The sequence below is a fragment of the Phocaeicola faecalis genome (assembly GCF_021730445.1).
Lineage (GTDB): Bacteria > Bacteroidota > Bacteroidia > Bacteroidales > Bacteroidaceae > Phocaeicola > Phocaeicola faecalis.
Genome location: NZ_JADNRM010000001.1, coordinates 860,405 through 887,023, shown reverse-complemented (window position 1 = coordinate 887,023; position 26,619 = coordinate 860,405). Strand labels below are relative to the sequence as shown.

Annotated in this window: 20 protein-coding genes and 1 tRNA gene; 16 read left to right on the top strand and 5 right to left on the bottom strand. The window is 41.3% G+C overall.

The genetic code is table 11. From position 1 onward, the window contains the following. The first annotated feature begins 1 nt into the window (after position 1). Positions 2-823 (top strand): hypothetical protein, encoded by an 822-nt coding sequence (locus IR173_RS03720; RefSeq protein ID WP_237038326.1) that lies wholly within the window; start codon positions 2-4, stop codon positions 821-823. On the opposite strand, the gene IR173_RS03715 is transcribed toward IR173_RS03720, so the two are convergent. Then, a complete protein-coding gene (locus IR173_RS03715) occupies positions 815-3,019 on the bottom strand; it encodes a tetratricopeptide repeat protein (RefSeq protein ID WP_237038325.1) in 2,205 nt (734 codons plus the stop codon). The genes IR173_RS03720 and IR173_RS03715 overlap by 9 nt on opposite strands. Positions 3,020-3,071: 52 nt before the next feature. After that, complete coding sequence (locus tag IR173_RS03710) at positions 3,072-4,256, bottom strand: DUF418 domain-containing protein (RefSeq protein ID WP_237038324.1); 1,185 nt, start codon at positions 4,254-4,256, stop codon at positions 3,072-3,074. A 107-nt stretch (positions 4,257-4,363) separates the two neighbouring features. Here IR173_RS03710 and mfd point away from each other — a divergent pair, with 107 nt between their 5' ends. From mfd to IR173_RS03655, 11 genes are all read left to right on the top strand, one after another. Further along, positions 4,364-7,729, top strand: coding sequence for a transcription-repair coupling factor (gene mfd, locus IR173_RS03705; RefSeq protein WP_237038323.1), 3,366 nt, complete (start codon positions 4,364-4,366; stop codon positions 7,727-7,729). Positions 7,730-7,812: 83 nt separating this feature from the next. Next, complete coding sequence (locus IR173_RS03700) at positions 7,813-8,889, top strand: CapA family protein (RefSeq protein ID WP_237038322.1); 1,077 nt, start codon at positions 7,813-7,815, stop codon at positions 8,887-8,889. A 74-nt stretch (positions 8,890-8,963) separates the two neighbouring features. Then, positions 8,964-9,037 (top strand) — tRNA-His (locus IR173_RS03695). Between the two features lie 752 nt (positions 9,038-9,789). After that, positions 9,790-10,671: a hypothetical protein gene (locus IR173_RS03690; protein WP_237038321.1), complete on the top strand. Its 882-nt coding sequence runs from the start codon at positions 9,790-9,792 to the stop codon at positions 10,669-10,671. A 32-nt stretch (positions 10,672-10,703) separates the two neighbouring features. Then, a complete protein-coding gene (locus IR173_RS03685; RefSeq protein ID WP_237038320.1) occupies positions 10,704-12,221 on the top strand; it encodes a WG repeat-containing protein in 1,518 nt (505 codons plus the stop codon). Positions 12,222-12,465: 244 nt separating this feature from the next. Beyond that, on the top strand, positions 12,466-13,554 hold the full coding sequence (locus IR173_RS03680) for an energy transducer TonB (protein WP_237038319.1): 1,089 nt from the start codon (positions 12,466-12,468) through the stop codon (positions 13,552-13,554). A gap of 14 nt (positions 13,555-13,568) precedes the next feature. Then, entirely contained in the window at positions 13,569-14,111 is a 543-nt protein-coding gene (locus IR173_RS03675; protein WP_237038318.1) for a biopolymer transporter ExbD, read from the top strand. A 1,071-nt stretch (positions 14,112-15,182) separates the two neighbouring features. Next, positions 15,183-17,216 (top strand): polysaccharide lyase 8 family protein, encoded by a 2,034-nt coding sequence (locus tag IR173_RS03670; RefSeq protein WP_237038317.1) that lies wholly within the window; start codon positions 15,183-15,185, stop codon positions 17,214-17,216. Positions 17,217-17,227: 11 nt separating this feature from the next. After that, entirely contained in the window at positions 17,228-18,211 is a 984-nt protein-coding gene (locus IR173_RS03665; RefSeq protein ID WP_237038316.1) for an aminodeoxychorismate synthase component I, read from the top strand. Then, the gene (locus tag IR173_RS03660; protein ID WP_237038315.1) at positions 18,195-18,788 is read left to right on the top strand and encodes an aminotransferase class IV family protein; all 594 of its coding nucleotides are present in this window, start codon (positions 18,195-18,197) and stop codon (positions 18,786-18,788) included. The genes IR173_RS03665 and IR173_RS03660 overlap by 17 nt, the downstream gene beginning before the upstream one ends. A gap of 91 nt (positions 18,789-18,879) precedes the next feature. Beyond that, positions 18,880-20,028, top strand: coding sequence for a hypothetical protein (locus IR173_RS03655; RefSeq protein WP_237038314.1), 1,149 nt, complete (start codon positions 18,880-18,882; stop codon positions 20,026-20,028). Here IR173_RS03655 and IR173_RS03650 read toward each other — a convergent pair. Together IR173_RS03650 and pheS are read right to left on the bottom strand one after the other, a co-directional pair. Further along, on the bottom strand, positions 20,025-21,218 hold the full coding sequence (locus IR173_RS03650; protein ID WP_237038313.1) for an MFS transporter: 1,194 nt from the start codon (positions 21,216-21,218) through the stop codon (positions 20,025-20,027). The two genes, IR173_RS03655 and IR173_RS03650, sit on opposite strands and share 4 nt — an antisense overlap. 83 nt (positions 21,219-21,301) lie before the next feature. Then, positions 21,302-22,336, bottom strand: coding sequence for a phenylalanine--tRNA ligase subunit alpha (gene pheS / locus IR173_RS03645; RefSeq protein WP_237038312.1), 1,035 nt, complete (start codon positions 22,334-22,336; stop codon positions 21,302-21,304). Between the two features lie 111 nt (positions 22,337-22,447). On the opposite strand from pheS, the gene IR173_RS03640 reads away from it, so the two are divergent. The 3 genes from IR173_RS03640 to IR173_RS03630 are packed head-to-tail and all read left to right on the top strand — an operon-like array spanning position 22,448 to position 25,124. Next, a complete protein-coding gene (locus IR173_RS03640) occupies positions 22,448-23,308 on the top strand; it encodes a DUF4348 domain-containing protein (RefSeq protein ID WP_237038311.1) in 861 nt (286 codons plus the stop codon). Between the two features lie 15 nt (positions 23,309-23,323). After that, the gene (gene murB / locus IR173_RS03635; RefSeq protein ID WP_237038310.1) at positions 23,324-24,337 is read left to right on the top strand and encodes a UDP-N-acetylmuramate dehydrogenase; all 1,014 of its coding nucleotides are present in this window, start codon (positions 23,324-23,326) and stop codon (positions 24,335-24,337) included. 7 nt (positions 24,338-24,344) lie between these two features. Next, positions 24,345-25,124, top strand: a complete 780-nt coding sequence (locus tag IR173_RS03630) for an MBL fold metallo-hydrolase (protein WP_237038309.1) — start codon at positions 24,345-24,347, stop codon at positions 25,122-25,124. Here the strand turns inward: IR173_RS03630 and nth are convergent. Next, positions 25,121-25,765, bottom strand: coding sequence for an endonuclease III (gene nth / locus IR173_RS03625; RefSeq protein ID WP_237038308.1), 645 nt, complete (start codon positions 25,763-25,765; stop codon positions 25,121-25,123). The two genes, IR173_RS03630 and nth, sit on opposite strands and share 4 nt — an antisense overlap. Before the next feature lie 164 nt (positions 25,766-25,929). On the opposite strand from nth, the gene IR173_RS03620 reads away from it, so the two are divergent. Further along, complete coding sequence (locus tag IR173_RS03620; RefSeq protein ID WP_237038307.1) at positions 25,930-26,616, top strand: queuosine precursor transporter; 687 nt, start codon at positions 25,930-25,932, stop codon at positions 26,614-26,616. Positions 26,617-26,619 lie beyond the last annotated feature (3 nt).

Here is a 26,619-nt window from a genome sequence, read left to right as displayed (position 1 = left end):
TATGAAAATTGAAGCGATTGTAAAATATATTGTAGTAAGCTTCTTACTGTTTGCAAACTTGAGTTGTAAAGATAATAAAGACGAAACACTTATAGCAAAAGTAACAGATCTGACAGGAGAAGAAGAGGTTATATCGGATATAGAGTATGATAGTGACGGCAGAATAATACGTTATGGTGATACTCCGATAGTATATGAAGGCGATAAGGTAACCGTAGGAGAAATGGATTGCCTTCATTCGGGAAGTAAGCTTTGCTCGGTAACTTTTAAAATGGCTAAAGGCAAGGCAATAGAAAGTCGTACACGTTGTTTGCTGAAAAGAGGTGCGGAAACGTGGGATGCTTTTAAGACTTCGACTTATGAATATGGGGCTGATACGCTGTGTATCAGGTCGGACTATTTTGGGGTGGAAGAAAAGAATTTCTTGAAACACGTCTGTACGAAATATATATTTGGCGATGATGGAAAACTGACGGAATCCATTACTTCACATCGTGAATCAAACGACAGTACTTATGTGTGTCACAGTTATTATAATTATGATAATCACATTAATTATCGGGCAAATTTGAATATACAGGCTTATGTAATGGATAGTGACGGCTTGGACGGCTTTTTCTATTTTTTACTGAACCTGGGAGATTTTAGGGTAGACACGGTTTTACCCAATGATATCGGACGTTGTATAAATCATGGTAGCGAGACTTATAACGTGCATGCTAATTATAGGTTGGATGATGAATCTCCGATAAAGATAGAAGTCCTGTATAATTACACAAAACTTCTATCCCGTATCGAATTATCTTATAAATCATTAAAGTAGCGCATCCAATAAGATGTAGATATCCTCTTCCGAAAATCCTTTTTCGATAAGATATTCTTTGTCTTCCAGACAGAAAGTAAGGAACGAGTCACTGTCTTCGCACATGCTCTGTGCTTTTTGATAATACTGAATGGCTGTTTCGGTATTTCCCAATGTATAGTATAAATGCCCTGCATTCATCCAGTCTTGCATTTTGGGTTTGGGAGCCTGAAGCAGCAGATCATAATATTTACGTGCTTCTTCATACTTGCCGATGACAAATGAACACCAGCCGATAGCACGGCGTGCATTGTTGGGATTCTTTTCCAGATATTCCACTTTAAAGAAGTAGCCTAAGGCCTCTTCGTATCTTTTCAAAGCTACCAGACATTGGCCTATCTGCAAGGACAGGTTTAAGTTGTCGGGCTGAACACTTTCTATTTTTTTGAAGTATTGCAGTGCTTGTTCAGGCATATCCAGCTTTTGATAGCATAAAGCTAAATGACGATTGGTCCATAAAGTATCCGGGGCAATAATATCAGCCTGTTTATAATAATCCAACGCCTCATTGTAACATCCCGTTTTCTGGAGGGAATAACCGGCTTTTTGCCATAGCTCGGAATTTGCTTTATTCTCTTCAAGCAGAATACTGTAGAGTTGGAATGCCTCCTCCATATAATTTTTCTGAAAGAAATAATCTGCCAGCTTTTTCAGCTCTTCCGGCCGGGTTATTGCTTTTTTAAGGCTGTTATAATTCCACAGTTCAAAACTATTTTCGAAGATGTCTTTTTCTTCGGAACGGCGTGACCATAATTTAAAGAAGCGATATAAATCATGAATATACTGGCGGCTGATATTCTCTTTTTTCACGGTAGCCTTGGCTAGCTTTGTTATCTGTTCCATTTGTTCTTGCGATACAGAACTTTGCTCGTTCATCTGATGTATCATCATCTTTTTTTGTGGTTCAGGCATTTGTATTAAGCTGAAACAGAAAGAATATTTATCAGAGCTGCAAAAGGTATTACTATTGAGTATAACGTCCAATAGAGATACTCCCTTTTCCTCATCATTTCCAAACATGGAAACGATATCGGGGAATTGGCGGTCGAAAGGATAAAACCAGTGTGACATCTGGCGGAAAAACGGGAACTGTTTTAGTTGGGAGAACGTACTCATATAAACATCTGCTCCTTCCATTTGTAATTCGCCCATTTCACGCAACTTGTCACTAATGCCCGATTTGTCAATCCAAATTTCCCATTCCGGGTTAAGATCGTCAGAGTCTTCTGCTTCATCTAATCCGATTCGGTTGGAGTTTCCGATATTCGGACTTTTCATCATTTCAGGAAGGATTTCTTCCCGCATCTTCCTGTCTATTTCCTGTGTTTCGCGTGAAAGCAGCAATTGAATCTGTACGGTATGCAGATTTTTGATAAAATCGTCATCTTCATTGAGTAACGAGAGCTTTGCACGTGCTTCGGGATACATCATGATACGGTGCTCATAGAAAAGTATAGTTATCACTATACCTACGATAGCGCGTTGGTTCACCATAGGGTCAGGGTGATTGTACGCTTCGAGGAGTAGCATAAATTTCCGTATATCGAAAATCTTGGATTGGTTCATGGTGATAGCACTGATGAAGACACAAAGGTCATTGACCGGTACCAAAAGAGAATTAAGCAGTGCCTGAGCTTCCAAAGCTTCGGCTTCCGTCCAATATAAAGAAGTCCAAGTTCTTTCGAATAACTCATTGAGTGCTTTTTCATGACGTTCGCGTATTCCTGCTAATTCTTTTTCACGGCGATTGGCATCACTGTAAATCAGAGGAGCTGTCGCTGTATCTTCCGTATAGGCTTCCAATTGCATTTGTAGTTCGGGAAGAGTATGCGGTTTAGTATGTTCGTAAGTGCGTATCAAATCATAATATAAAGCAAAAGATGATGTACTTTTCTTCATGGTATATGTCCGTTCTGCCATTTCGTAGGCCGATCGGAATATTTTATTATACATATCCTTTTGTTTTGGATCTTTCATGCCTTTCGCATTGTATTGCAACATCAAATCGTATGTCGTTTGCAGTGCTTCTACATCAGTGCGCAACTGCCAGTTGGAACATTGAGTGGCAATTGCATAGATTTGTACCAATGCTTCTTTCAAACGATGACGCTCGAGTAAGTTGAAGATGTATTCTATTTCATCATACATATTAGTCATAAGTTATATTGTTTATTTATGTGTAAAAACAACCGAAAGCTCTTTTAAGTTCTCATTTTAACCAAGTAGCACGCTTCCATATATATTCCATCGGCCCATGTGAATGATGACTCATCCACCAGCGGCAGAATGTAAATTGCAAAATGAAGAACGCGATACCGGCCAGACAACTGACGGTGATACCAAACTGGTTGTGAAGAGCAAATCCCCAGTTATAATATAGCATAGAACCTACTATGCTTTGAGTAATATAGTTGGTAAGACTCATTTTCCCATAAGGAGTGATTTTCATTAAAAGATGGTGTAGGTTCGTATTATAGAATGCAAAGATAACCCCCGAAACCAATACCAGCATAAATGAGAAGTTAGAAAGCGAGGTGATGATAAGTGACAAGGGGGTCAATATTGATTTGTTGACAATGAACGTCGGCAACATATTGCCTAATCCGTATAAAGGAAAGAATGCGATAAGCGCACCGGCAAGTATTTTATTCCATACCTTCAGGTGCTCTTTTTGGAATAGTCCGCGTCGTCCGATTAACATACCCAACAAAAACAAAGCTGCTGTTTGGAATACACGTCCATGGTCCCATGCCCAGGCAAGGCTGGCTATTTGCCCTTCCCATAAATTCACACGGACGGTTTCCAGGAATGAACCGTGACTTTGTACAGCAAAAGTAGCATCCCAAAAACTACGGGTGGGAATGGCCGGAGTGACAAAAGACGAATCCAGACAGGCACGTATTACATAATAAAGAGGCAAGGGCTGAATCAGTAGTACACAAGCCAAAAGAAATACCCATTTATCTTTTAGCCGGCAGGTAAGCGGCAGGATAAAACCGACCAGTGAGTAAAGTACCAGCACCTCGGCTGTGAAGAAACTGGCATTGATATTGCCTATCAGGAATAAAAGAACGAGTCGCCAGCAAAATCGTAACCGGAAATCATTGCCGCGCATACGTTGGTTATCGTTCTGAATAAAAAAACTGAAGCCGAACAGAAGAGCAAATACAGCGTAAGCTTTTCCTCCGAACATGAAGAATAATCCATCCCAGATAGCTTTGTCCGTAAAGTTAAGCCAGTCACTCTGAGTGGCTGTGTCAGGAAATGAATAGAAATTGAAATGTTCGATAGAATGCAGAATAATGATTCCCATTACTGCTAATCCACGTAGCACATCAGCTACATCTATACGTGCGTGTCCTTTAATTGCGTTTTTTATTACTTTTGTTTCCATGATTAAAGCATTGAGTTGCAAAAGTAGGCAAAATATTAAATAGTTGGTTATAATTAGAGGAAGTAAAAAGAAAATTCTCTAATTTTGTTCCCATCTTAAACGAAGATATGGACATTTCGGAATTACAACGTATATATGCCGGACACCCGAATACTGCGGGCTTGGCTGCGTTACTGGAAGATTCCTCGGTGAGGACTATTTTCCTAGGAGGATTACATGCTTCAGCGGCACCTTTATTTATTTCCTCCTTTATCAGAGAGAATAAACAGACGTTTGTCTTTATATTGGGCGACCAGGAAGAGGCAGGTTATTTTTATCATGACTTGACGCAAGTAAATGGAGAAGAGAATATTTTATTCTTTCCTTCTTCATATCGTCGTGCCGTCAAGTACGGACAAAAGGATGCGGCCAATGAGATTCTCCGTACGGAAGTATTGAGCCGTTTGCAAAAAGGTGATACACTGTGTATTGTGACCTATCCCGATGCTCTTGCCGAGAAGGTTGTTTCACAAGAGGAACTGACTGATAAAACATTGAAGCTGAGTGTGGGTGAACATGTGGATACCGAGTTTATCGCAGAAGTGCTTACCGGCTATGGGTTTGAGCATGTGGATTATGTGTATGAACCGGGACAATATGCAGTGAGAGGAAGTATTATCGATGTTTTTTCTTTTGCCTCAGAGTTTCCTTATCGTATAGACTTCTTTGGCGATGAGGTGGACAGTATCCGTACGTTTGAAGTTGAGAATCAGCTCTCGAAGGAAAAGAAACAAAGCGTGGCTATTGTACCGGAGCTGACAAAATCAACGGATGGAAGCGGCGTTTCCTTTTTTGAGTTTATATCAAGGGATGCTGTATTGGCTATGAAAGATTTCTTGTGGGTACGGGAAAGAATTCAATCCGTCAGAGATGAGGCTCTTTCTCCACAGGCCTTGGCCGCTTATGAGGGGGAGAAAACAGAATTGATGAGTCTGGAGACAAAGTTGATAGATGGTGCTGAATTTACAGTCCGTGCGGTAGAGTTCAAAAGAATGGAATTCGGAAATAAGCCTACAGGTACTCCGCAGGCAACCTTGACCTTTGATACAAGTGCGCAACCGATTTTCCACAAGAATTTTGATTTGGTAAGCAGTACGTTTACCGATTATCTGGAACAAGGCTATACATTATATATATGTACGGACAGTGAGAAGCAGGCAAATCGACTGAAAGACATTTTCGAGGAGCGAGGAGATAAAATAGCATTTACTCCGGTCAATAAGACTTTGCACGAAGGGTTTAGTGATAATAATCTGCGGAGCTGTTTCTTCACCGACCACCAAATATTCGACCGTTTTCATAAATACAATCTTCGGAGTGATAAGGCCCGTAGTGGCAAAGTGGCATTGACGCTAAAAGAGTTGAGCCAATTTGAACCGGGGGATTATGTGGTGCACATTGACCATGGAGTGGGAAGGTTTGCCGGATTGGTGCGTATTCCTAACGGTGATACCACACAAGAGGTTATCAAATTGGTTTATCAAAATGAAGATGTTGTCTTTGTATCCATTCATTCCTTACACAAGATTTCCAAGTATAAAGGGAAAGAAGGAGAGACTCCGCGCCTGAATAAACTGGGAACCGGGGCTTGGGAGAAAATGAAAGAACGCACCAAGACTAAGATTAAAGATATAGCCCGTGACTTGATTAAGTTATATTCTCAGCGTAAGCAGGAGAAAGGTTTCAGTTATACTCCTGACAGCTTTTTGCAGCATGAGCTGGAGGCTAGCTTTATTTATGAAGATACTCCCGACCAACTTAAAACGACTCAGGATGTAAAAGCTGATATGGAAAGCGAACGTCCGATGGACCGCTTGGTGTGCGGGGATGTTGGTTTTGGAAAAACGGAAATTGCAGTACGTGCTGCTTTTAAGGCTGTGGCGGACAACAAACAAGTGGCGGTACTTGTACCGACTACCGTATTGGCGTATCAGCACTTTCAGACTTTTCGCGAACGGTTGAAAGATTTTCCTTGTAAGGTGGATTATTTGAGCCGTGCCCGCAGTGCAAAAGATAGTTCGCGCATCGTAAAAGAACTGGAAGACGGTAAAATTAATATTTTGATCGGTACGCATAAGATTATCGGTAAGAGTATAAAATTCAAGGATTTAGGACTGCTGATTATAGATGAAGAACAGAAATTCGGAGTCAGTGTGAAAGAAAAACTTCGCCAGATAAAAGTAAATGTTGATACCTTGACCATGACAGCTACTCCTATTCCGCGTACGTTGCAGTTTTCACTGATGGGAGCGCGTGACCTTTCTGTGATACAGACTCCCCCTCCCAATCGTTATCCTATCCAGACTGAGGTGCATACGTTCAATGAAGAGATTATTACTGAAGCAATTAACTTTGAGATGAGTCGTAACGGTCAGGTGTTTTTTGTCAATAATAGAATCCAAAATTTGGTGGAGCTGGAGGCTATGATTAAACGGAACATTCCGGACTGCCGTGTTTGTATCGGGCATGGACAGATGGAGCCGGAGAAACTAGAGAAGATAATCTTTGACTTTGTGAACTATGATTATGATGTGTTGTTGGCGACTACAATTATTGAAAGTGGAATCGATATCCCCAATGCCAACACTATTATCATTAATCAGGCACAGAATTTCGGATTGAGTGATTTGCATCAGATGCGTGGACGCGTGGGACGCAGCAATAAGAAGGCATTTTGTTATTTATTGGCTCCTCCACTCACTTCGTTGACTCCCGAAGCTAAACGCCGCCTGCAGGCTATAGAGAATTTTAGTGATTTGGGTAGCGGCATCCACATTGCCATGCAAGACTTGGATATTCGTGGCGCAGGAAATATGTTGGGCGCTGAACAGAGCGGTTTCATCGCTGATTTGGGATACGAGACGTATCAGAAGATTCTGGCTGAGGCTGTGAAAGAGTTGAAAGAGGATGAATTTGCAGACCTTTATGCCGAAGAGCTGCAAGCGGCAGGTGAGGAGAAAATAAGTGGCGAAAACTTTGTGGATGAGTGCTTGGTGGAAAGTGACTTGGAGTTATTATTTCCCAATGAATACATTCCCAGCAGTAGCGAACGTATGTTGCTCTATCGTGAATTGGATGGTTTGGAGCTGGATAAAGATGTGCTTGCGTTCAAATCCCGTTTGGAAGACCGTTTCGGAAAGGTTCCGCGTGAAGGTCAGGAATTGCTTCGCATTGTTCCGTTGCGCCGGATGGCAAAGCGCTTGGGTGCAGAAAAGGTTTTTCTGAAAGCCGGACGGATGACGCTGTTTTTTGTGAGTAACCCTGACAGCCCTTATTATCAGAGCGCAGCTTTTGGAAAAGTGATTGATTATATGGGTAAGAATCCCCGTTATTGTAATCTTCGTGAGCAGAATGGTAAACGCAGTATGGTTATAAAGAATGTGGAGACAGTAGAAACGGCCGTCAGCATTTTGCAAGAAATAGTGAGCCTGTGATACGCGGGACGTAGCGGAATATTTGGTGTTTCCGAATATTCTCTTTATCTTGCCGGTCATTAATGTTTAAACCGTATTCTTTTATGCGACAGCTTTTTATACTGTTCAGTTTGTGCTTTAGTCTTTCGCTTACTGCGCAAGAGAAAATAACCTTGTTGTTTGTAGGAGACCTGATGCAGCATCAGGCACAAATTGAGGCTGCTCGTGTGGGGACATCATCGTATGACTATTCTTCGTGTTTCAAGCATGTAAAAGAGGAGATAAGTGCGGCAGATTTGGCCATTGCCAATCTGGAAGTGACATTGGGAGGCAAGCCCTATAGCGGTTATCCGGCTTTTAGTGCTCCCGACGAATATTTGTATGCTGTCAAAGAGGCCGGTTTTGACGTATTGCTCACAGCGAACAATCATTGTCTTGACCGAAGAAAAAGAGGATTGGAGCGCACTGTCTTCATGCTGGACTCCTTAAATATTCCACATGCGGGTACCTATATAAATAAAGACAAGCGGTCTGAGGATTATCCTTTATTGATAGAAAAGAATAATTTCCGCATCGTTCTGCTTAATTATACTTATGGGACAAACGGCATTGAAGTTACTCCGCCCAATGTGGTGAACTACATTGATAGGGAACAAATAAAAAAAGATATTCTTAAGGCGCGTCGTATGATGCCCGACGTCATTATAGCGTGTATGCATTGGGGCATAGAATATCGTTCATTACCTGAGCGTTCGGAACGGGACCTGGCAGATTGGATGATAACCCAGGGGGTGGATCATGTGATAGGCTCACATCCTCATGTGCTTCAACCCATGGAGGTCATACAAGATAAGCATACTCCCGCCAAGCATGTGGTTGCTTATTCTTTAGGCAATTTTATATCGAATATGTCGAAGGAAGATACGGATGGTGGAGTTATGGTGAAATTGGAATTACAGCGTATTTTCAGGATTACTCGTTTGATTAACTGTGATTATTCATTTGTTTGGACTTCACGTCCCAATTTAAGTGGGAAAAAAAACTTTGAGCTTTATCCGGCTTCTTTTCTTGATAAACCGATTAAGAATGAGGAACTTAGTGTGATGAAACGTTTCCTTATAAGAGCTAGAAAGCTGTTTGGTATACACAATAAAGGGGTAAAAGAATACTTTTTTGAATAATTTTTCGGCAAAAAGTTTGCAGATATAAAAAAAAGCCTTACCTTTGCATCGCTTTTGAAAGGAAAGCCAATACGGTGGCTGTAGTTCAGTTGGTTAGAGCGTCAGATTGTGGTTCTGAATGTCGTGGGTTCGAGTCCCATCTGCCACCCCGCAAAAAGAGGAAATTCGATAAGAATTTCCTCTTTTTTATTGTATATAAGGCGTTTACGCAAGGAATATCGGGTCAATCCGAAAGCCCTGTGAGTGACAAGCGTGAACTATGAGTTACAATGCTGACGTCCAATCAGGTGTTCGTGTGATGTACTTGATTTATAATACTTTGGAAGGATGTATGTTTTTAGCATTGCAAACTTTAAATGTTTCTCAAATATTATACCCACATACTTTTTGACTTGACCCGGAATATCGGGTCAATCTGAAAACCCTGTGGGTCTGTTAAATCTACGCTGCTAATTTGCATAATCTAAAAATGAAGAATGGACGCTTACTCCGGCAGATTTGGCCATGTCTCTCCCTGCAGCCTACTCGATTACTTTGATTTAGTCAATCATTCCTCCCAAGAAACTAGCTTCATTCTCTTCCTTGAGGGAAATAATTATGAGTTTTGGGCTACTGTATATTAAAAAAATCATTATTTTTGCATCGGATAGGGAAATCCTGTCCAAAAACATTTTAGAAAATAAGAAGCGTTATGCTCATCTCTTGCGAATGAAAACCTAGGAAATTTTCAAAGCGAACAAGAATAGGCATAGTGGTTCTCACGCTATAGCGTGGGCTGCTATTACTACATCTGTTCGCAAAGGTTTTCCTAGGACCTTCATTCAAAGACGTGGCATTGCAGTTCCACGCTTCCGTGTATAATAAAGTTATGTGCTTTAGGGGCGAGGCACTTGATAGGGTATGAAAAAAAAATATCTTGTTTTTGTTGCCGCATTCGGTTTATGGAATACTTCAGGAAAAATGATGATGCGCTGCTGCCTGTTGTTCTGTTTGCTGGTAGCGTTTGTAGCTTGCTCCTCCAAGAAGCAAGGCGATGCTGTAACCGCATCTGATAGTATCGTTTCCATGTTGGAACAGCATATTTCCGAACCTTTGGAGGGGAGTTGGGAGATGTCTGCAATTAAAGATCCTTCACTTAGAGGGCAGATGGGGGAGGTGGACGACATAGTCTATAGTATGGAACTTAACCTTTCCGAACGGACTTTTACTGCGAACAATGATTTGCCGAGTGGAAATGGAAAGAGTTATGGTTGGATGGACTTCTCTAATGTTTCCCGTATTTATCACTATGATATAGATTCTGTATCCTATTTGGGTCACAATTCTTATAGGGTGGTGTCAATCGGCACATGGCAAGATTTGTCTGTGGATACGCTAGTCTATTATCCTGAAACAAAGGCTGTCTATATCAAGAATATGGACTATACTTTTCATCTGATACCGGATGACAAACCTTTTAATGGCGAATGGGAATACACCGATAAGAATGTTGAGGACTTTTCTACTCTATATTATAGATTGAGCCTGTATAAGAAAATTAAAGCACCTCAGGACAACGAATTTATGGGACAGGAATGTTATGGGTATGGCATTTATAGCAGCGTGGATGATGCTTATTATGTCATTGATTCCATCATTGAAATAAATAAGGATTATGCAAAAGTGCAACGGCGTTTTGCCGATTATCCGGAAGAGGCTCCCCTTGAAATGACATTGAAATTCAACCGTGATGATGGCTCTTTGACTATTGACGGAGAAGTCAGAGCACCTGTCAAACAATGAAACATAGAATATAAATCAACAATAAAACAATTATGAGACATTTTACTTATTTGGGAATGGGATTGCTCTTGGCCATCGTCCTGTTTGTTTCTTGCTCTTCTGGTTACGATAGTGAAATTGATTACTCCTTGATGCCTGTAAAGCAGGGTGACAACTGGGGATATATCAATGCAAAAGGAGAATATGTGATTAACCCCCAATTTAATAACGCATCCTGCTTTTCGGATGGATTGGCGGAAGTGTGGGTTGATGGGAAAGCCGGATTCATAGACAAATCAGGAAAGTATGTTATAAGTCCTCAGTATAATAGTGCAACGGCTTTTTGCGAAGGCAGGGCATGGGTAGTAAAGCCTATGGGAGCACCGGAACTGATAGATACGAAGGGACGTTCTCTTCTTACCTTGAAAAAAGTACGTCGTGCGTATAACTATGCCGAAGGACTTGCTGTCATGGTAGATGATAGCGGAAAAACTTGGGTTATTGATAAAGATGGTAAGAAAGTTTTTGACTTACCCGAAGGAATGTCTTTCGAATCAAATTTCTCGGACGGACTGGCTGCTGTACAGAATAAGGATTGGAAATACGGATATGTGGACAAAAAGGGAAAAATCGTGATAAACTGCCAATTTGATGCAGCCGGTTTCTTTTTGGATGGAAAGGCGATTGTTAAGTCGGGTGATATGTATGGAGTAATTGATAAGTCGGGCAAGTATGTGATTAATCCTCAGTTTGCGGAAATGAAAGCGGATGGCGACCGATATGTCATAAAGATGGGAGATTCATATGGATGGTGTGATGCGAAAGGGAAAATTATTATCAATCCACAGTTTAAATGGGCTTCATTCTTCCATTCAGACTTGGCAGTTGTTGTCATGGGAAAACAGTGTGGTTATGTCGATAAATCGGGAAAGATAGAAATCAATCCACAGTTTGAGTCAGCTGTTGTTTTTATGGATAAGATAGCTTGGGTACAGTCAAACGGTAAGTGGGGACTAATAGACAAGGAAGGTAAGTTCGTGGCAAATCCTCAGTTTGATCTTGTTCTAATTCCGGATAGGCTGTTTATGCCCTTAAGGGAGGGGGTAACATCCGAATTTTTTGACATAGAGGGTATTGTCTCTTGGGTAAAGGATATGTTGGACGGCAATAAGGTAGATAAAATGAATGTATCTCAAACAAGCATTCAGGAGTTCCGCACTAAATATGGATTGGATGGAAAATCGACTTCTTTGAAAAAAGAATATTCACGTGACTTGTCCTATATACTCGAAGCTCATGGCACTTTTCACGAAATGGTTTCAGACGGATGGTGGGGACAGACAGCAGTGGAGAAACCTACTGCTAAGATAGACTATATGACTTTACATCTGCAAGTGAAGGAAAATAGAAACACTCGCCCTTTGTATGATGCTTTGCTAAATGCGCTGGGTGGGAATGACGGGAAGCGTGCTTCAGGACAACATATAAAAATGTCGGCAGGTCCCGGTTATATCACAATCTATGCAAGTGACGGCAACCTGCCACGTGTAGATACGGGATGGAGCAATTAATAAGAATAGCAAAAAACGGGCATTAATTATGGAATATATTTTTACGTGGATATTTTTGCTATGTACTGTGGTAGAAGTGGCGTAGGTGATTATGATGAAAGAATTGGCATGAGCCTGTTCGATAAAAGTTCCAAAGATTGCCAGTTTACGCTTCTTTAAAGATAAAGTCTTAGATGTGATTGATTCCGATGTTTGTTTAGAGTTTAGATAAATTCAATACTTATTATTTTTAGTGAATATGGAAATGAAGAAGATATTATTGACAGTTATATGTACTTTGTGTGCAATGGTAGTGGTTGCTCAGAATGATTATGATACCGAAACAGGTATTCGTCTTTATAAAAATAAAGATTACCAAGCAGCAGTTCCTTACTTCCAACGGGCTGCGAAAAATGGCAGCCTGAAGGCTTTAGACTTTTTAGGATATATGTATGAGCTTGGAAAAGGTGTGGAAAAGAATTATACCATTGCTTTGAACCTTTATAAAAAGGGAGAGGCACGCAATTATGCTCCTTGTTTGGCGAATATCGGAAGGCTCTATAAAGAAGGGCGTGGTGTAACCAAGAATAAAACTACAGCCTATACATATTTTATGAAAGCTGCCGAGCAGGAAGATAGTGACGGGGAATTAGGAGTTTATTATGCAAAATTATTTGGAGAAGGTACAGAAAAAGATTTGTCAGGAGCGTTGACCTATGCGGAAAGAGCTGCCAATCATGGGGAAACATGGTTATATACTGATATTGGAAATATGTATTATGAAGGCATAGGGACAGATATAAATAAAAAGAAAGCATTTGAATGGTACACCAAGAAGGATGGAGAATATGATAATCCGACCAAGTTGCGGGTGGCGGAGATACTTTATTCCGGTGTAATAATAGTGAATGGTTCGCCAATAGAGCAGTCTCTTATTGTTTTGGAGGAACTTTTGGCGGATGGGTATGAAGACGCCCGTTCTCTGCATTGTATAGTGAAGGCTGAATATGAGGAACAGGTGAAGGCTGCCAATAAAGTAGTTGCGCCAAAGATGACAGAAGCGGTCAAGACTTATCTTAGCAATTATAGGAGACCGGGAGCTCCTGCAATAAAAAGTGCCGGATATGGTGAAATACAGATAACTTTTACAGTAACATCGAGTGGAAGCATTTCTAATCCTACTTATAGGAAACGTGTATTGGTATCAATGGACGAGGCAGCAATGCGAATGGTGAATAATATGCCAAAATGGATTCCGGGGACGAAGGGCGGATATAGTACTAATATGAAGGTTACTATAGGAGTTACTTGGTATCCATCGCAACATATAAGAATGGTGGCTTATTCATATTAGAACAATAGAAAGTTATGAAACAGATAAATGTATTGATAGTGTGTATGCTGCTTGCAGCTTGCTCTGGCAGGCCAAAGAATAGTGCAACAACTGATGCAGTTGTGGCCGATTCAATAGCGATAGATACTGTGAATGTTGACAATGTATTGTTTGAAGACAGAGATATGCTTGATATCTTTATTAACATGAATGATGAATTGATGGTGGGAGGAGATTATCTAAGAATGGATCAACTGAAGGATAGAGTTGTGGAGTTTATCTCTAACCCGTATAATGATGAAACACTGCCAAAGAAAGTTATAAAGAATATTCCTTACTTTGGTGACATATTCGTTGCTGTCAATCATGTTATTTGTGTGCGGAAGCATGTGAAAACAAGCGATGTTGCTTTTCAGACTGTGATGAATGAATTGAAAGCTGCCTATAAACAGTTATGGAATGAACTGGCTAATGAAAAATGGAACAAAGAGTTTGTGGAATGTGCACCGACAGAACAGCAAGCTATCAAGGCTATATATCCGCAACGAATTGCGTTAGAACCTTATCAGTTTAAATAGATGCAAATGTTTGAACCTAAAAAAGGGGATGTATCGAATGCTTCAGTCAAAGATGTCATAATATATGTATAGGCTTATGCGTACGTACGTGTAGCCCGATGCGTACGTACGTGTAGGCTTACGCGTATATACGTGCAGGCCTATGCCACCGTATGTGTTGACCGATGCGTACATGCGCATGAAAAAATAGGCAGCTCACACTGAATGTTGCAAAAAGACCTTGATGTTTTCAAAAAAGCTCGGTATGTTTTCTAAAAACTCCAGCACCTTTTTTAAAAAGCTCGGCATGTTTTTCATGTAGAGGCAGATAGGATTACCCTTTCTCTCACTAATTCGGTCATTCCTTTTTCTCCGTTCATCCTTACATTTTAATCCAAATATGCACAGAATCAGTCGGTTAAGAATGACAGGATATCCCTTCATCCTCGTTTCAGCCGTGCTGCCCAAGTCTTTTCAAATCTGCCTTCAACTAGTCAACCAAAAAACAGAGTACACAAAGAGTACACATTAAGTACACAAAGAGTACACAAGAAGCACATTAGTACACAAAGAGTACACATTAAGTACACAAAGAGTACACAAGAAACACATTAGTACACAAAGAGTACACATTAAGTACATAAAGAGTACACAGGAAACACATTAGTACACAAAGAGTACACATTAAGTACACAAGGAGTACACATTAAGTACACAAGGAGTACACAAGGAGTACACAAAGAGTACACAAAGAGTGTACATTGCCTTACGGATGAAAGGAGGCTGAGAGGCTGATGACGAGATGTCTATTCACTATCGGAACCCCCACCGGTAGGGCGTTTCAATGGTTAGTGAAAGAAGGAAGGAAGAAACAGAATTTCGTTTGTAGGACGAATGAAAAGAACAATAAAAGAGTCTGGATATATACAAAAAGAGGTTGCTGAATCATTCGGTCTAACTTTGCCCGAAACAAAGTGGGTAGCACCCATATCGTTATCAATCGTGGATTGGCTTTATTTTAGATTTTAATTTATCGTTGAATCGAAAAAATACATTAAATTTGTTCCTCAAACGCATAATAGCAATAAAACAATGAGCAATACTTTAAAGTTGACCTTAATCTGTAGCTTGTTATTCCATGTCTTGATGGGTAAAGCTGCCGGAGTCGAAGAATTGAAACAGATAAAAGAGAATTATAGGCAGATGTTGATACCGTCATCCGCAGAACAGGATTCATTGCTTTCGGATTTGGTAAAGATAAAACCGGAAAAGGAAATGTCCGATCAGGCGGTGGTGGAGTTGCACCAACTTTATCCTTTTGATTTAAAGAAAATAGACGGATATTTGGCATTAATGACGGCAGACGGTTCGTGGACTGACATTAATTATGCAGATACCAAACGTTCGGGTTGGGAACCAAAACTTCATGCGGAACGAATATTGGAACTGTCAAAACTATATTACTCGGAAACTACAAAGTATTATCATTCGGAAAAGGTAAAAGAGGCAATTCATTTAGCTTTGAAATATTGGTTTGATGCCAAGCCCCGTTGCTTGAATTGGTGGTATAACCAGATTGGTATTCCTAAAACACTGGGGGCTGCTTTCATTTTATTGGAGGAACAGCTGACTGAACAGGAACGCCGGGCTGCTGTGGCAGTAATGGAGAACGCTAAGTTTGGGATGACGGGACAGAATAAAGTATGGCTGGCCGGAAATGTATTGATTCGGGCTCTTTTGCAAAATGATGCAGATTTAGTGAAGGCTGCAAGGGATGCCATTGCATCGGAAATCGTATTGGGGCGAAAAGAAGGCATTAAAGATGATTGGAGTTTTCACCAGCATGGCCCGCAGCAGCAATTCGGAAATTACGGATTGTCTTTTGTCACGGGGATGAGTTTTTTCTTTCGGTTGTTCAAAGATACCGGCTATGAGTTCACCGGACAGCAGAGGGAAATATTAGTTTCGCTGATTGACAAAGGTTATAGATGGGTGATATGGAACAGATATATGGATGTCAGCTCGTTGGGACGGCAATTCTTTCATAATGCTCAGATACATAAGGCATATAGTTTGGCCTTTGCTGCTGAAGATATGGGATTGGAAGGTTTTCCTGTGCATGGCAATACATTGATAGGTCATAAACATTTTGATGATTCCGATTATACGGTTCATCGTAGCAGGGATTGGATGTCTTCGGTTAAAATGGCTTCTCGTAGAGTGATTGGTACGGAACTGGTAAATGAAGATAATCTGAAAGGATATTATTTGGGAGACGGAGCAACTTATTATTATGTTCGGGGAGATGAGTACCTGGAAGCATTTCCTTTCTGGGACTGGCGGAAGATACCGGGTGTCACTTCGTATGAGGATATTGCGCCGATTCCCAATGTAAATGTGACAAGGTCTGGGAATAACAGCGATTTAGTGGGTGGCTTGAGTAATGGGAAAATCGGAATGACGGCTATGGAGTTGAACCGTGACGGGCTGGAAGTGCATAAGGCATGGCTGTTTGCCGATAAATTTGTTTTCTGTTTGGGAGCGGATATTCATTCGGATACCACGTTGTGTGTTACGACTTCTATAGACCAGCGTTCAAAGAACGGAGAACTTTATGTTTGGAAGAAGAAGAAATGGAGTGCAATTACAGGAACAGAAGCGTTCCGGCAAAAAGATTTGCGTTTCTTTCATGATTCCGTCGGTTATATCGTTTTGGGCGGGGATACGTGTGTGGCCCAATCGGAAGAACGCGAGGGACGTTGGAGCGATTTTATGGGAATGTATACGCCTGCTACTCTTCATGGAGAAGTGGCGGCATTGCATTTGCGTCATGGTGTGAAGCCGTCGGGGGCTTCCTATCAGTATATTGTTCTTCCTGCCGCTACAAAGAAAGATGTGGAAGAGTTTGATTCAAAGATGATTAGAGTCATTAAAAATGATAAGGTTGCTCAGGTTGTCTCTTCTCCGGCGTGTGGAGAAGGATATTGGATGGCTGTTTATCAATCAGAAAGTTTTAATGTCGAAGGAATATCTTTTAAAGCAGTTCTTCCGGGAATCTATTATGTAGAGAGGGGATGGGGAGGTCTGGAAATTAAGTTATCCTCTCCTTTTAGAGTTTCGAAATAAATAAATTGCGGATGCAGCTATATAGCCGAAAAGAAAGTATTGAACGGATGAATGACTTGGCCGGCAAAGGCAGGCCGTTTCTCTTTGTCACAGATTATAGGCAGGAACATTCCTATGTGGAGGAAATCAGTGAGGTTGATTCAGATTTTTGTCGATATAGTTTTAATGGGGTAACCAATGTAGAAAAGGAGTGCGAAGAATATGATGGGACATTAATATGGGAAGTTGCTCCACCGGCTTTGGAAGAATATCGTATCGCCTTTGATGTGGTGAAGGATAATATTTTGGCCGGCAATAGTTATCTCACCAATTTGACCTGTAAGGTTCCGGTTGAGACTAACTTGACGCTGGAAGCTATTTTTCGGTATTCCGACGCAAAATACAAGTTGTGGCTGAAAGATACATTGGTCTGTTTCTCACCCGAAATTTTTGTCCGTATTGAGGAAGGAAAGATAAAGTCGTTTCCCATGAAGGGTACCATCGACGCTTCATTGCCTGATGCACGCCGGCTTTTGATGAATGATAGGAAGGAGGCAGCCGAGCATGCGACTATTGTAGATTTAATTCGGAATGACTTGAGTATGGTATCGGAACAGGTAACTGTCACCCGTTATCGTTATTGTGATTGTCTGGAAACGAATAAGGGGCCGATACTTCAGACAAGTTCAGAGATTTGCGGGGTGTTGCCTGAAGATTATTTGTCACATATCGGAGATATTGTTTTCAGGCTCTTGCCTGCCGGCTCCATAACCGGTGCTCCAAAGCCGAAAACAATGGAAATTATTGCTGAAGCCGAAAACTATGAACGGGGCTTTTATACCGGGGTAATGGGATATTTCGACGGCCGTAATTTGGATAGTGCCGTGATGATACGTTTCATAGAACAGGAGAACGGACATCTTTATTTTAAAGCGGGTGGGGGCATTACTAGCAAAAGTGCTTTGGAAAGTGAATATAATGAAGTAATACAGAAAATATATGTGCCGATTTATTGAAACCATACGGATAGAGAAAGGAAATGCCTGCAATCTGTTTTATCATAATCAGCGGTTAAACGAGGTGCGTAGGTATTTCCGGCCGGAATGCGCACCCTTGCTGTTGGAAAATTATTTGCAATTGTCTGCTGATATGAATAGTGTGAAATGCAGAGTGGTGTATACGGAAGAGGGTATAACGGAGGTATCTTATTCTCTTTATGAGATGCGGCCTGTCAGATCTCTGCGTATGGTCTGTTCGGATACCATAGATTATTCTTTCAAGAGTACGGATAGGGAAGAGTTGAATCGTTTGTTTCAGATTCGTCAGGATAAGGATGATATATTGATAGTGAAGAATGGGCTATTGACAGATACTTCTATTGCTAATATTGCTTTATATGACGGTAATGACTGGTGTACTCCCTTGCATCCTTTGCTGAAGGGGACCAAGCGGGCGGAATTGTTGGATAAAGGCGTATTGAAAGAAAAAGAAATAAAAAAGGAAGAACTGTCATCTTTTTCGGCAGTCAGATTGTTTAATGCAATGATAGGCTGGGGAGCCATAGAGTTTCCGGTTGCCAATGTGTCTGACTAGATTGTTAATCGCAGGCATTTTTTTGAGAATTTCTTTTGTTCCCTTAAATAATTTGCTATATTTGCAAAAAAAATATAAATATAGGTAGGGTATGAGATTGCGGACAGTTGCAAAATTAGGTGTAGTGCTTTCTGTTGTATTGTTCTGTATAGCAGTTGGCTTTTATGGATTTACACGATTGAGCATGACCGATAGAGGTCGGGAGTTCAATCTCTTCTCCTTGGTACCCTCAACTAGCATTGGTGTTTTGGAAAGCGATAACATCACTTATTTTTTGAACGATTTTCCACAACTTAATTATAGTAATGAACTGGGAGATTTTCAGTTTCCCGGCTTGTTCAATTTTATTCTTGGAGGATTGAATGAGTATACCACTCAGAAAGCGCATGGTTTGAGCAGTCAGATGAGTCGTTTATTGGTGAGTTTTCATGCTCCGGGTTCTCCGCGTGATCAGGTTGTGTATTTCCGCATGGGTGCAGGAGATGAAAAGCTGCTTGCCAATATGCTGCAAGAGCGTGCTCCGGGCGATTTTCAGCCGAAGAAGGAAAAGTACAGGGGAAAGGCTATTTATATTTATCCTTTGAGCAATAATGACTTTTTGGCCGTTTATAGTGAGTCGGGATTTTTTGTTGTGAGCTATCAGAAACGGTTGATAGAAGAAGTTATAGATGCCAAAGAGGATGAAACGGCATTGAGTGATGACGCGGTATTCTCGAAGGCTCTTGAGAAAAAGAAATCTCATAATTTCCTCACATTATACGGTCGTACGCCTTCGATGCCTTTCCTGCAGAATAATAACCGTTGTTGGAGTGAATTTGATTTTCACATGAATAGTGATGTGGTATACCTCACAGGGGACACTTTTATGCCCGATACTTGCAGTTGTACTTCCGAATTTATGGCAAAAATGCAGGCTGTGCCCGATGTCAAGGAAGACAGTATTGTTATCTCGGGCAATAAAGATTCGATGAACGGATATATGGATGAGGCAATAGAAGAAAATGACGGTAGCGGTCGGACACTGTTTGACGAGTGCGTGGCCAATCTCTCTCGTGATGCTGCTTTCATGTTAGTGGCCGATATGCATAAGGTATCTGAAGATCCTGAGCGTTTTCGCCCTTATCTGCCTCCGTTTATTTTAGAGAATGCTACTTTATTTCATTCATTTATTCTGTCTACCCAACTGTCCATTTCAGATGACCGTCTTTCCCATATTATGGTGCTGACATATAAGGACTAACGTAACTTATGCTGATGAAAGTGCGGAGCTACTTTTGCCCGAAAATAGAATAAAGAAGCAACCGTTAATACTGCCCCGAATAAATAAGCTATTTTGAAGGTGGCTATTTGTGCGATATATCCGCCTACCAGCATACCTGCTCCTATCCCTACATCCCATGAAGTAAGATAGGTGCTGGTAGCCGTACCTCGTTGGCTGTTGGGAGCCAGATTGACAAACAATGTATTGAATGCCGGAAACATGGTTCCAAAACCGATGCCTAGTAATAAAGCTATGAAAAAGAAGAAATAGGTAGTCCACTGTAGGCTGAAGTCGATTAACCACCCGCAGGCACTCAGGCCGAAAAAGCAGAAACAAACCAAATAAAGTCCGGCTTCAATAACTTGTGTTATCTTTCCACGGTCGACCAATCGCCCGCTGAACAGTCGGCTGGTAGCCATTCCGAAAGCCATGAATGTGAAAAAGAAACCTGTCTCAGCCGTAATTCCTATTTGTTGCGAATACATGGCGATATAGTTGGAAGTCATTCCGTAAGGAACGGACAATAGCAATAGGCAAATTCCGGCGGGAATACCCTTTAATAAAATGAATCGGTCGAGTGATATCGGTTCTCTTTTAACAGGTTCTTTAGCAGGTGTTTTCACCAGTGATGCCATGACCAGTCCCAAAGCACAACTGGCGAGTGCACACCAAAATATCACTTCAAAAGAGTATGCATTATGTAGAAATAATCCTACCATCGGTCCGATACTCATTGCTGTGTTGTTCATCATTCCATAATATCCCAATCCTTCTCCACGCCGGGAGCTGGGCATAATATCGATTACTACCGTATTTCCCGCTACAGTGACCGTTCCAAAAGCGAAGCCGTGGAATATGCGGATGAGTGTGAATAAAGTGAGTGTGCCGGCCAACAGATATCCGCCAAAGGCAGCCGTAAAAAGAAAATAAGCTAATAAATAAAGTGGCTTTCTGGCAAAAGTATCCAACAGATAGCCCGAAAACGGACGGATACATAAGGCGGCCATTGTGTAGCATGAAAGGATAATACCAATGGTTCCTTTTTCGCTGTTAAATACCTCAGCCAGATAAAACGGCAGTACCGGCATTAATAAATAGAAACCAAAGTAGAGCAGAAAGTTGGCTGCGAGAATTTCTATATAGTTTTTTGTTACTAGCTTATCTTTCATACATTATTATATAAAGAAACGATTAACAGACAAAAGAATGTTCCGTCTATTAATCGTTTTATGAAATTCAAAACAAAGACTGATTAATTGGCAGCTTCGAACTCTTTTAAGAAACGTGTATCATTTTCAGAGAACAAACGCAAGTCGTTTACACGATATTTCAGGTTGGTGATACGTTCGATACCCATACCTAATGCATATCCCGAGTAAACTTTGCTGTCAATGCCATTGGCTTCCAATACATTCGGGTCTACCATACCGCAACCCAAAATTTCTACCCAGCCGGTTCCTTTGCAGAACGGACATCCTTTTCCGCCGCAGATATTACAGCTGATATCCATTTCCGCACTTGGCTCGGTAAAGGGGAAGTAGGAAGGACGCAGACGAATCTGAGTTTCGGCACCGAACATTTCCTTCGCAAATAGAAGCAATACTTGTTTCAAGTCGGTAAATGATACGTTCTTGTCAATATAGAGAGCTTCTACCTGATGGAAAAAGGCATGTGCACGATAGCTGATAGCCTCGTTACGATATACACGACCCGGACAAATAATTCGGATGGGTGGCTGGGTGCTTTCCATTACCCGGCTTTGTACAGATGAAGTATGTGTACGTAAAATGACGTTGCCCTGTACATGCTCAGGATTGGCTTCAACGAAGAAAGTATCCTGCATATCGCGAGCCGGATGATCTTCGGCAAAGTTCATGGAAGAAAAAACATGCCAGTCATCTTCTATTTCCGGTCCATCGGCAATGCTGAAACCGAGGCGGTGGAAAATATCGATAATTTCATTCTTGACAATGCTTAACGGATGGCGGGTTCCTAATTCAATAGGATATGCCGTGCGGGTAAGGTCCATTTCGGCAGCTCCGTTGTCTTGTGTCTCAAAAGTTTCTTTCAGCGTGGTAATACGTTCTTGAGCCTTGTTTTTCAGCTCATTCAGCTTCATTCCCACTTCTTTCTTTTGGTCGGCAGGTACATTGCGGAAGTCTGCCATCAACTCATTAATTGCCCCTTTTTTACTAAGATATTTAATACGCAGGGCTTCTAATTCCTCTGCATTAGCAGCGTGTAAGCCTTCAATTTCCTGAAGTAATTGTTCTATTTTAGCTAACATACTTTTTTCTTTATTTTTTTAATGACCGCAAAGTTAGCGAATTAAACCGAATATTTTGCTGAAAACTAAAAAAAGAGATATTTTTGCATCGATTTTTTCTAAAAATAGAAAATGAGAAAACTAATTATCGGAGTTTGTCTGGTTATGCTGGTCAGCTCCTGTGGAGGCGGTAAAAAGAAAATAGACCCCTTCGAGATGCTCACTGAAGAGATTGATTCGTTGACAGCCGTTCCTGATACGGCAGAGGCGATGGAGGTGGTAGAAGAAGAACCGATGGTTCCGGCTACTGCTGATGAAAGTTTTGCTGACTTTATCTACAATTTTGCGATTGATGAAAAGCTGCAAGTGTCGCGTATCGTGTTCCCGTTGCCTTATTATACGATGGATAAGAAGGAACATATCGAAAAGAAAGATTGGGAGCATGACTTGTTGTTCAGTCAATTAGACTCTTATACTGTTCTTTTTGACAAGACGGTGGATATGGAAGCTGAGAAAGATACTACTGCTACCAGTGTGAAGATTGAGTGGATTTATTTAAAGACGAACAAGATAAAGCGATATTATTTTGAACGTTTGAAGGGGCTCTGGAAGTTGGAAGCCATTGATTTTGCAGATATGCCGAAGAGTGAGGACACCAAGGAGAACTTTTATGAGTTTTATGAACGTTTTGCCAATGATTCTGTTTTTCAGCAAACACGCCTTCATCATCCACTGAAGTTTGTTACGGTAGATCCGGACGATGAATTTCAGATAATAGAAACGACTCTTGAAACGGGACAGTGGTTTGCTTTCCAACCGGTGCTTCCCCGTGAGTTTTTGACAAATGTAAATTATGGACAAAACGAGAATCCTAAATCGAATACAAAGGTAATCGAGATAAAAGGATTCGGTAATGGATTTAACAATACGCTTTACTTTGAACGGCGCAATGGACTGTGGAAGTTAGTGCAGTTTGAGGATTTAAGCGATTAACCCAATTAATGACGGATGAGAGAAATAAAGGACTATTCACTGTTGCCGCATAATACTTTCGGCATGGATGTAAAAGCGTCTGTGTTTGTAGAATATGAGTCGGTTGCTGAATTGAAGACTATATTATTAAATAAGGATTATTTAGAATCTTCATGGCTACACATTGGCGGTGGCAGTAATTTGTTGTTTACGGCAGATTATGAAGGGGCTGTTTTACATTCGGCCATTCATGGTTATGAGGTGGTGAGTGAGAATGATAGAACTGTCGAAGTCAGGGTAGGAGCCGGAGAAATATGGGATGATTTTGTAGCTTTTGCCGTGCAGCACGGATGGTACGGTGCGGAGAATTTATCTTTGATACCGGGGGAAGTGGGAGCTTCGGCTGTGCAAAATATTGGTGCATACGGTGCCGAGGCGAAAGATTTGATTGTTTCGGTAGAAACGGTAGAAGTCGCTACAGGGCGGGAACGTGTGTTTTCTAATGCTGAATGCCACTATGCCTATCGTGAGAGTATATTTAAAAAAGAATTAAAAGGAAAATATATAGTTACTTATGTGACTTACCGTCTTGGAAAACATCCTCTTTTTAATCTTGAATATGGCAATGTGAGAGGTGAATTGGAAAAACGCGGATGCGGGGTAACACTCGAAAACGTGCGCAATACAGTAATAGCGATACGTGAGGCAAAGTTGCCGGATCCAAAAGTGCAGGGCAATGCAGGAAGTTTTTTTATGAATCCTGTTGTGCCGCGTCTGCAATTCGAGACATTGCTAAGAGAATATCCTGAGATGCCTCATTATGATATGGGGGAAGATAAAGTCAAGATTCCGGCAGCGTGGATGATTGATTGTTGTGGCTGGAAAGGTAAACAAGTAGGCAATGCAGGTGTTCATTCTAAACAGGCTTTGGTATTGGTAAATTGTGGAGGGGCTACCGGAAGAGAAATCGTGGATTTGTCCCGGCAGATACAAGAGTCTGTTTTTCTGAAATTCGGGATAACTATTTCTCCCGAAGTGAATTTTATTTAACTATTATATGAAGATTACAATATTAGGTAGCGGAACATCTACGGGAGTACCCGAAATAGGGTGTAAATGTCCGGTTTGTACCAGCAATGATGCTCGGGATAACCGTTTGCGTTGTTCGGGACTGATAGAAACGGAAGGAGTGCGGATTCTGATGGATTGCGGTCCCGATTTCCGTGAACAGATGATACGCCTGAATGACTTTAAACCCCTTGATGCTGTATTAATCAGTCATGAGCATTATGACCATGTGGGTGGTTTGGATGATTTACGCCCTTTTTGCCGTTTCCGTGATGTGCCGGTTTATGCGGAACGATATACGGCAGAGCGTTTGCGTCAACGTATTCCTTATTGTTTTGCAGAGCATCTATATCCGGGAGTGCCTCGCATTCTATTGGAAGAGATTGTCCCGGACTCTCCTTTTACAGTCAGTAATTCGGAAGGAACTGAGATAGAGATTATTCCCATCCGTGTGATGCATGGCAAACTTCCTATTTTGGGATACCGCATTGGCAACATGGCGTGGATTACAGATATGTTGACCATGCCGGAGTCGGAGTATGAACTTCTGGATGGACTGGATGTGCTGGTAATGAATGCCTTGCGTCCCCAATCTCATAATACGCACCAAAATTTGCAGGAGGCGTTGGATAATGCAAAGCGCATCGGGGCTAAAGAAACTTATTTTATTCACATGAGTCATCACATGGGGCTACATTCGGAAGTTGAGAAACTGCTTCCCCCTCATGTGCATTTTGCTTATGACGGAGAAGTAATTTCTGTCGGTTAGATTTTCGGTTTTAATGAATATTGGCAGAGTCCGTTTAGTCCACATTCTTCACATTTGGGAGTTCTGGCCATGCACACATACCTGCCGTGCAAGATGAGCCAGTGGTGGGCTGTCGGAACGATTTCTTCCGGGATGTATTTCATCAGATATTTTTCGGTCGCCAGCGGAGTAGTACAAGTTTGCGGCACCAGACCGATGCGGTGGCTTACTCGAAACACATGAGTATCTACTGCCATTGCCGCTTTATTGAATACTACGCTTTGAATGACATTAGCTGTTTTTCTTCCTACTCCCGGCAACTTAATCAGTTCTTCCAGTGTGCCGGGCACTTCACTATGGAAGTCTTTGACCAACATTTGTGCCATGCCCACCAGATGCTTTGCTTTATTATTGGGATAGCTCACACTGCGGATGTATTCATAGATGACTTCCGGAGTAGAGGCTGCTAAAGCTTCCGGCGTAGGGAAATCCCGATAGAGGGGCGGGGTAATCATGTTTACGCGTTTGTCCGTGCATTGTGCACTGAGGATGACCGCTATCAGCAGTTCAAACGGATTGTTATAATGCAGTTCCGTTTCTGCAACAGGCATTGCATTTTGAAAATACGTTATTACCTTATCATATAATTCTTTCTTTCTCATGATGGTCCTTAACTTATTCCCGAGGTCTTTAATTTAAATTAGTTACAAAGATAATATTGTTTCTGAAAAAAGTGCGTATCTTTGCATCCGAATTTCACAATAGACGTATGATTGCCGTGAATAGCGGTCGTGTATTCTAGAACACCACGTAAAAAACAGGAAAAATGAAGAATAATAACACTGTATCTGTATCTTTTATGTTGCTTGGCATACTGTTTTGTGTATGTCTTGTTGCAGCAAACTTATTGGAAACCAAGGTAGTCCAGATTTGGAAAATTACTGCTACTGCCGGGCTTGTCGTATTTCCTATTTCTTATATCATCAATGACTGCATAGCCGAAGTATGGGGCTTCCGTAAGGCAAGGCTGATTATTTGGATGGGCTTTGCCATGAATTTTATGGTTGTCGCACTGGGGCAATTGGCGATTATGATGCCTGCGGCACCGTTTTGGGAAGGCGAAGAGGGCTTCAATTTCGTTTTCGGCATGGCACCGCGTATTGCTGTGGCAAGTCTGACTGCTTTTTTGATTGGTTCTTTTCTCAATGCTTATGTCATGAGCAAGATGAAGCTGGCTTCGGGAGGCAAGAATTTCTCACTTCGCGCCATCACTTCTACATTGGTGGGTGAAAGTGCCGATTCGCTGATTTTCTTTCCGATTGCTTTCGGGGGACTGATGCCGGTGAGTGAGTTGATTAAAATGATGATTCTGCAAGCTCTTTTAAAAACACTTTATGAAATCATTATCCTCCCTGTTACCATCCGTGTGGTGAATTATATAAAGAAGGTGGACGGAAGTGATGTTTATGACGAGAATATTTCCTACAACGTATTAAAAATCAAAGAACTGTAATAT

Bases quoted from the DNA above. Each gene is read 5' to 3' on its own strand.
- IR173_RS03720 (WP_237038326.1), top strand. From the start codon at position 2: ATGAAAATTGAAGCGATTGTAAAATATATTGTAGTAAGCTTCTTACTG.
- IR173_RS03715 (WP_237038325.1), bottom strand. From the start codon at position 3,019: ATGACTAATATGTATGATGAAATAGAATACATCTTCAACTTACTCGAG.
- IR173_RS03710 (WP_237038324.1), bottom strand. From the start codon at position 4,256: ATGGAAACAAAAGTAATAAAAAACGCAATTAAAGGACACGCACGTATA.
- mfd (WP_237038323.1), top strand. From the start codon at position 4,364: ATGGACATTTCGGAATTACAACGTATATATGCCGGACACCCGAATACT.
- IR173_RS03700 (WP_237038322.1), top strand. From the start codon at position 7,813: ATGCGACAGCTTTTTATACTGTTCAGTTTGTGCTTTAGTCTTTCGCTT.
- IR173_RS03690 (WP_237038321.1), top strand. From the start codon at position 9,790: ATGAAAAAAAAATATCTTGTTTTTGTTGCCGCATTCGGTTTATGGAAT.
- IR173_RS03685 (WP_237038320.1), top strand. From the start codon at position 10,704: ATGAGACATTTTACTTATTTGGGAATGGGATTGCTCTTGGCCATCGTC.
- IR173_RS03680 (WP_237038319.1), top strand. From the start codon at position 12,466: ATGAAGAAGATATTATTGACAGTTATATGTACTTTGTGTGCAATGGTA.
- IR173_RS03675 (WP_237038318.1), top strand. From the start codon at position 13,569: ATGAAACAGATAAATGTATTGATAGTGTGTATGCTGCTTGCAGCTTGC.
- IR173_RS03670 (WP_237038317.1), top strand. From the start codon at position 15,183: ATGAGCAATACTTTAAAGTTGACCTTAATCTGTAGCTTGTTATTCCAT.
- IR173_RS03665 (WP_237038316.1), top strand. From the start codon at position 17,228: ATGCAGCTATATAGCCGAAAAGAAAGTATTGAACGGATGAATGACTTG.
- IR173_RS03660 (WP_237038315.1), top strand. From the start codon at position 18,195: ATGTGCCGATTTATTGAAACCATACGGATAGAGAAAGGAAATGCCTGC.
- IR173_RS03655 (WP_237038314.1), top strand. From the start codon at position 18,880: ATGAGATTGCGGACAGTTGCAAAATTAGGTGTAGTGCTTTCTGTTGTA.
- IR173_RS03650 (WP_237038313.1), bottom strand. From the start codon at position 21,218: ATGAAAGATAAGCTAGTAACAAAAAACTATATAGAAATTCTCGCAGCC.
- pheS (WP_237038312.1), bottom strand. From the start codon at position 22,336: ATGTTAGCTAAAATAGAACAATTACTTCAGGAAATTGAAGGCTTACAC.
- IR173_RS03640 (WP_237038311.1), top strand. From the start codon at position 22,448: ATGAGAAAACTAATTATCGGAGTTTGTCTGGTTATGCTGGTCAGCTCC.
- murB (WP_237038310.1), top strand. From the start codon at position 23,324: ATGAGAGAAATAAAGGACTATTCACTGTTGCCGCATAATACTTTCGGC.
- IR173_RS03630 (WP_237038309.1), top strand. From the start codon at position 24,345: ATGAAGATTACAATATTAGGTAGCGGAACATCTACGGGAGTACCCGAA.
- nth (WP_237038308.1), bottom strand. From the start codon at position 25,765: ATGAGAAAGAAAGAATTATATGATAAGGTAATAACGTATTTTCAAAAT.
- IR173_RS03620 (WP_237038307.1), top strand. From the start codon at position 25,930: ATGAAGAATAATAACACTGTATCTGTATCTTTTATGTTGCTTGGCATA.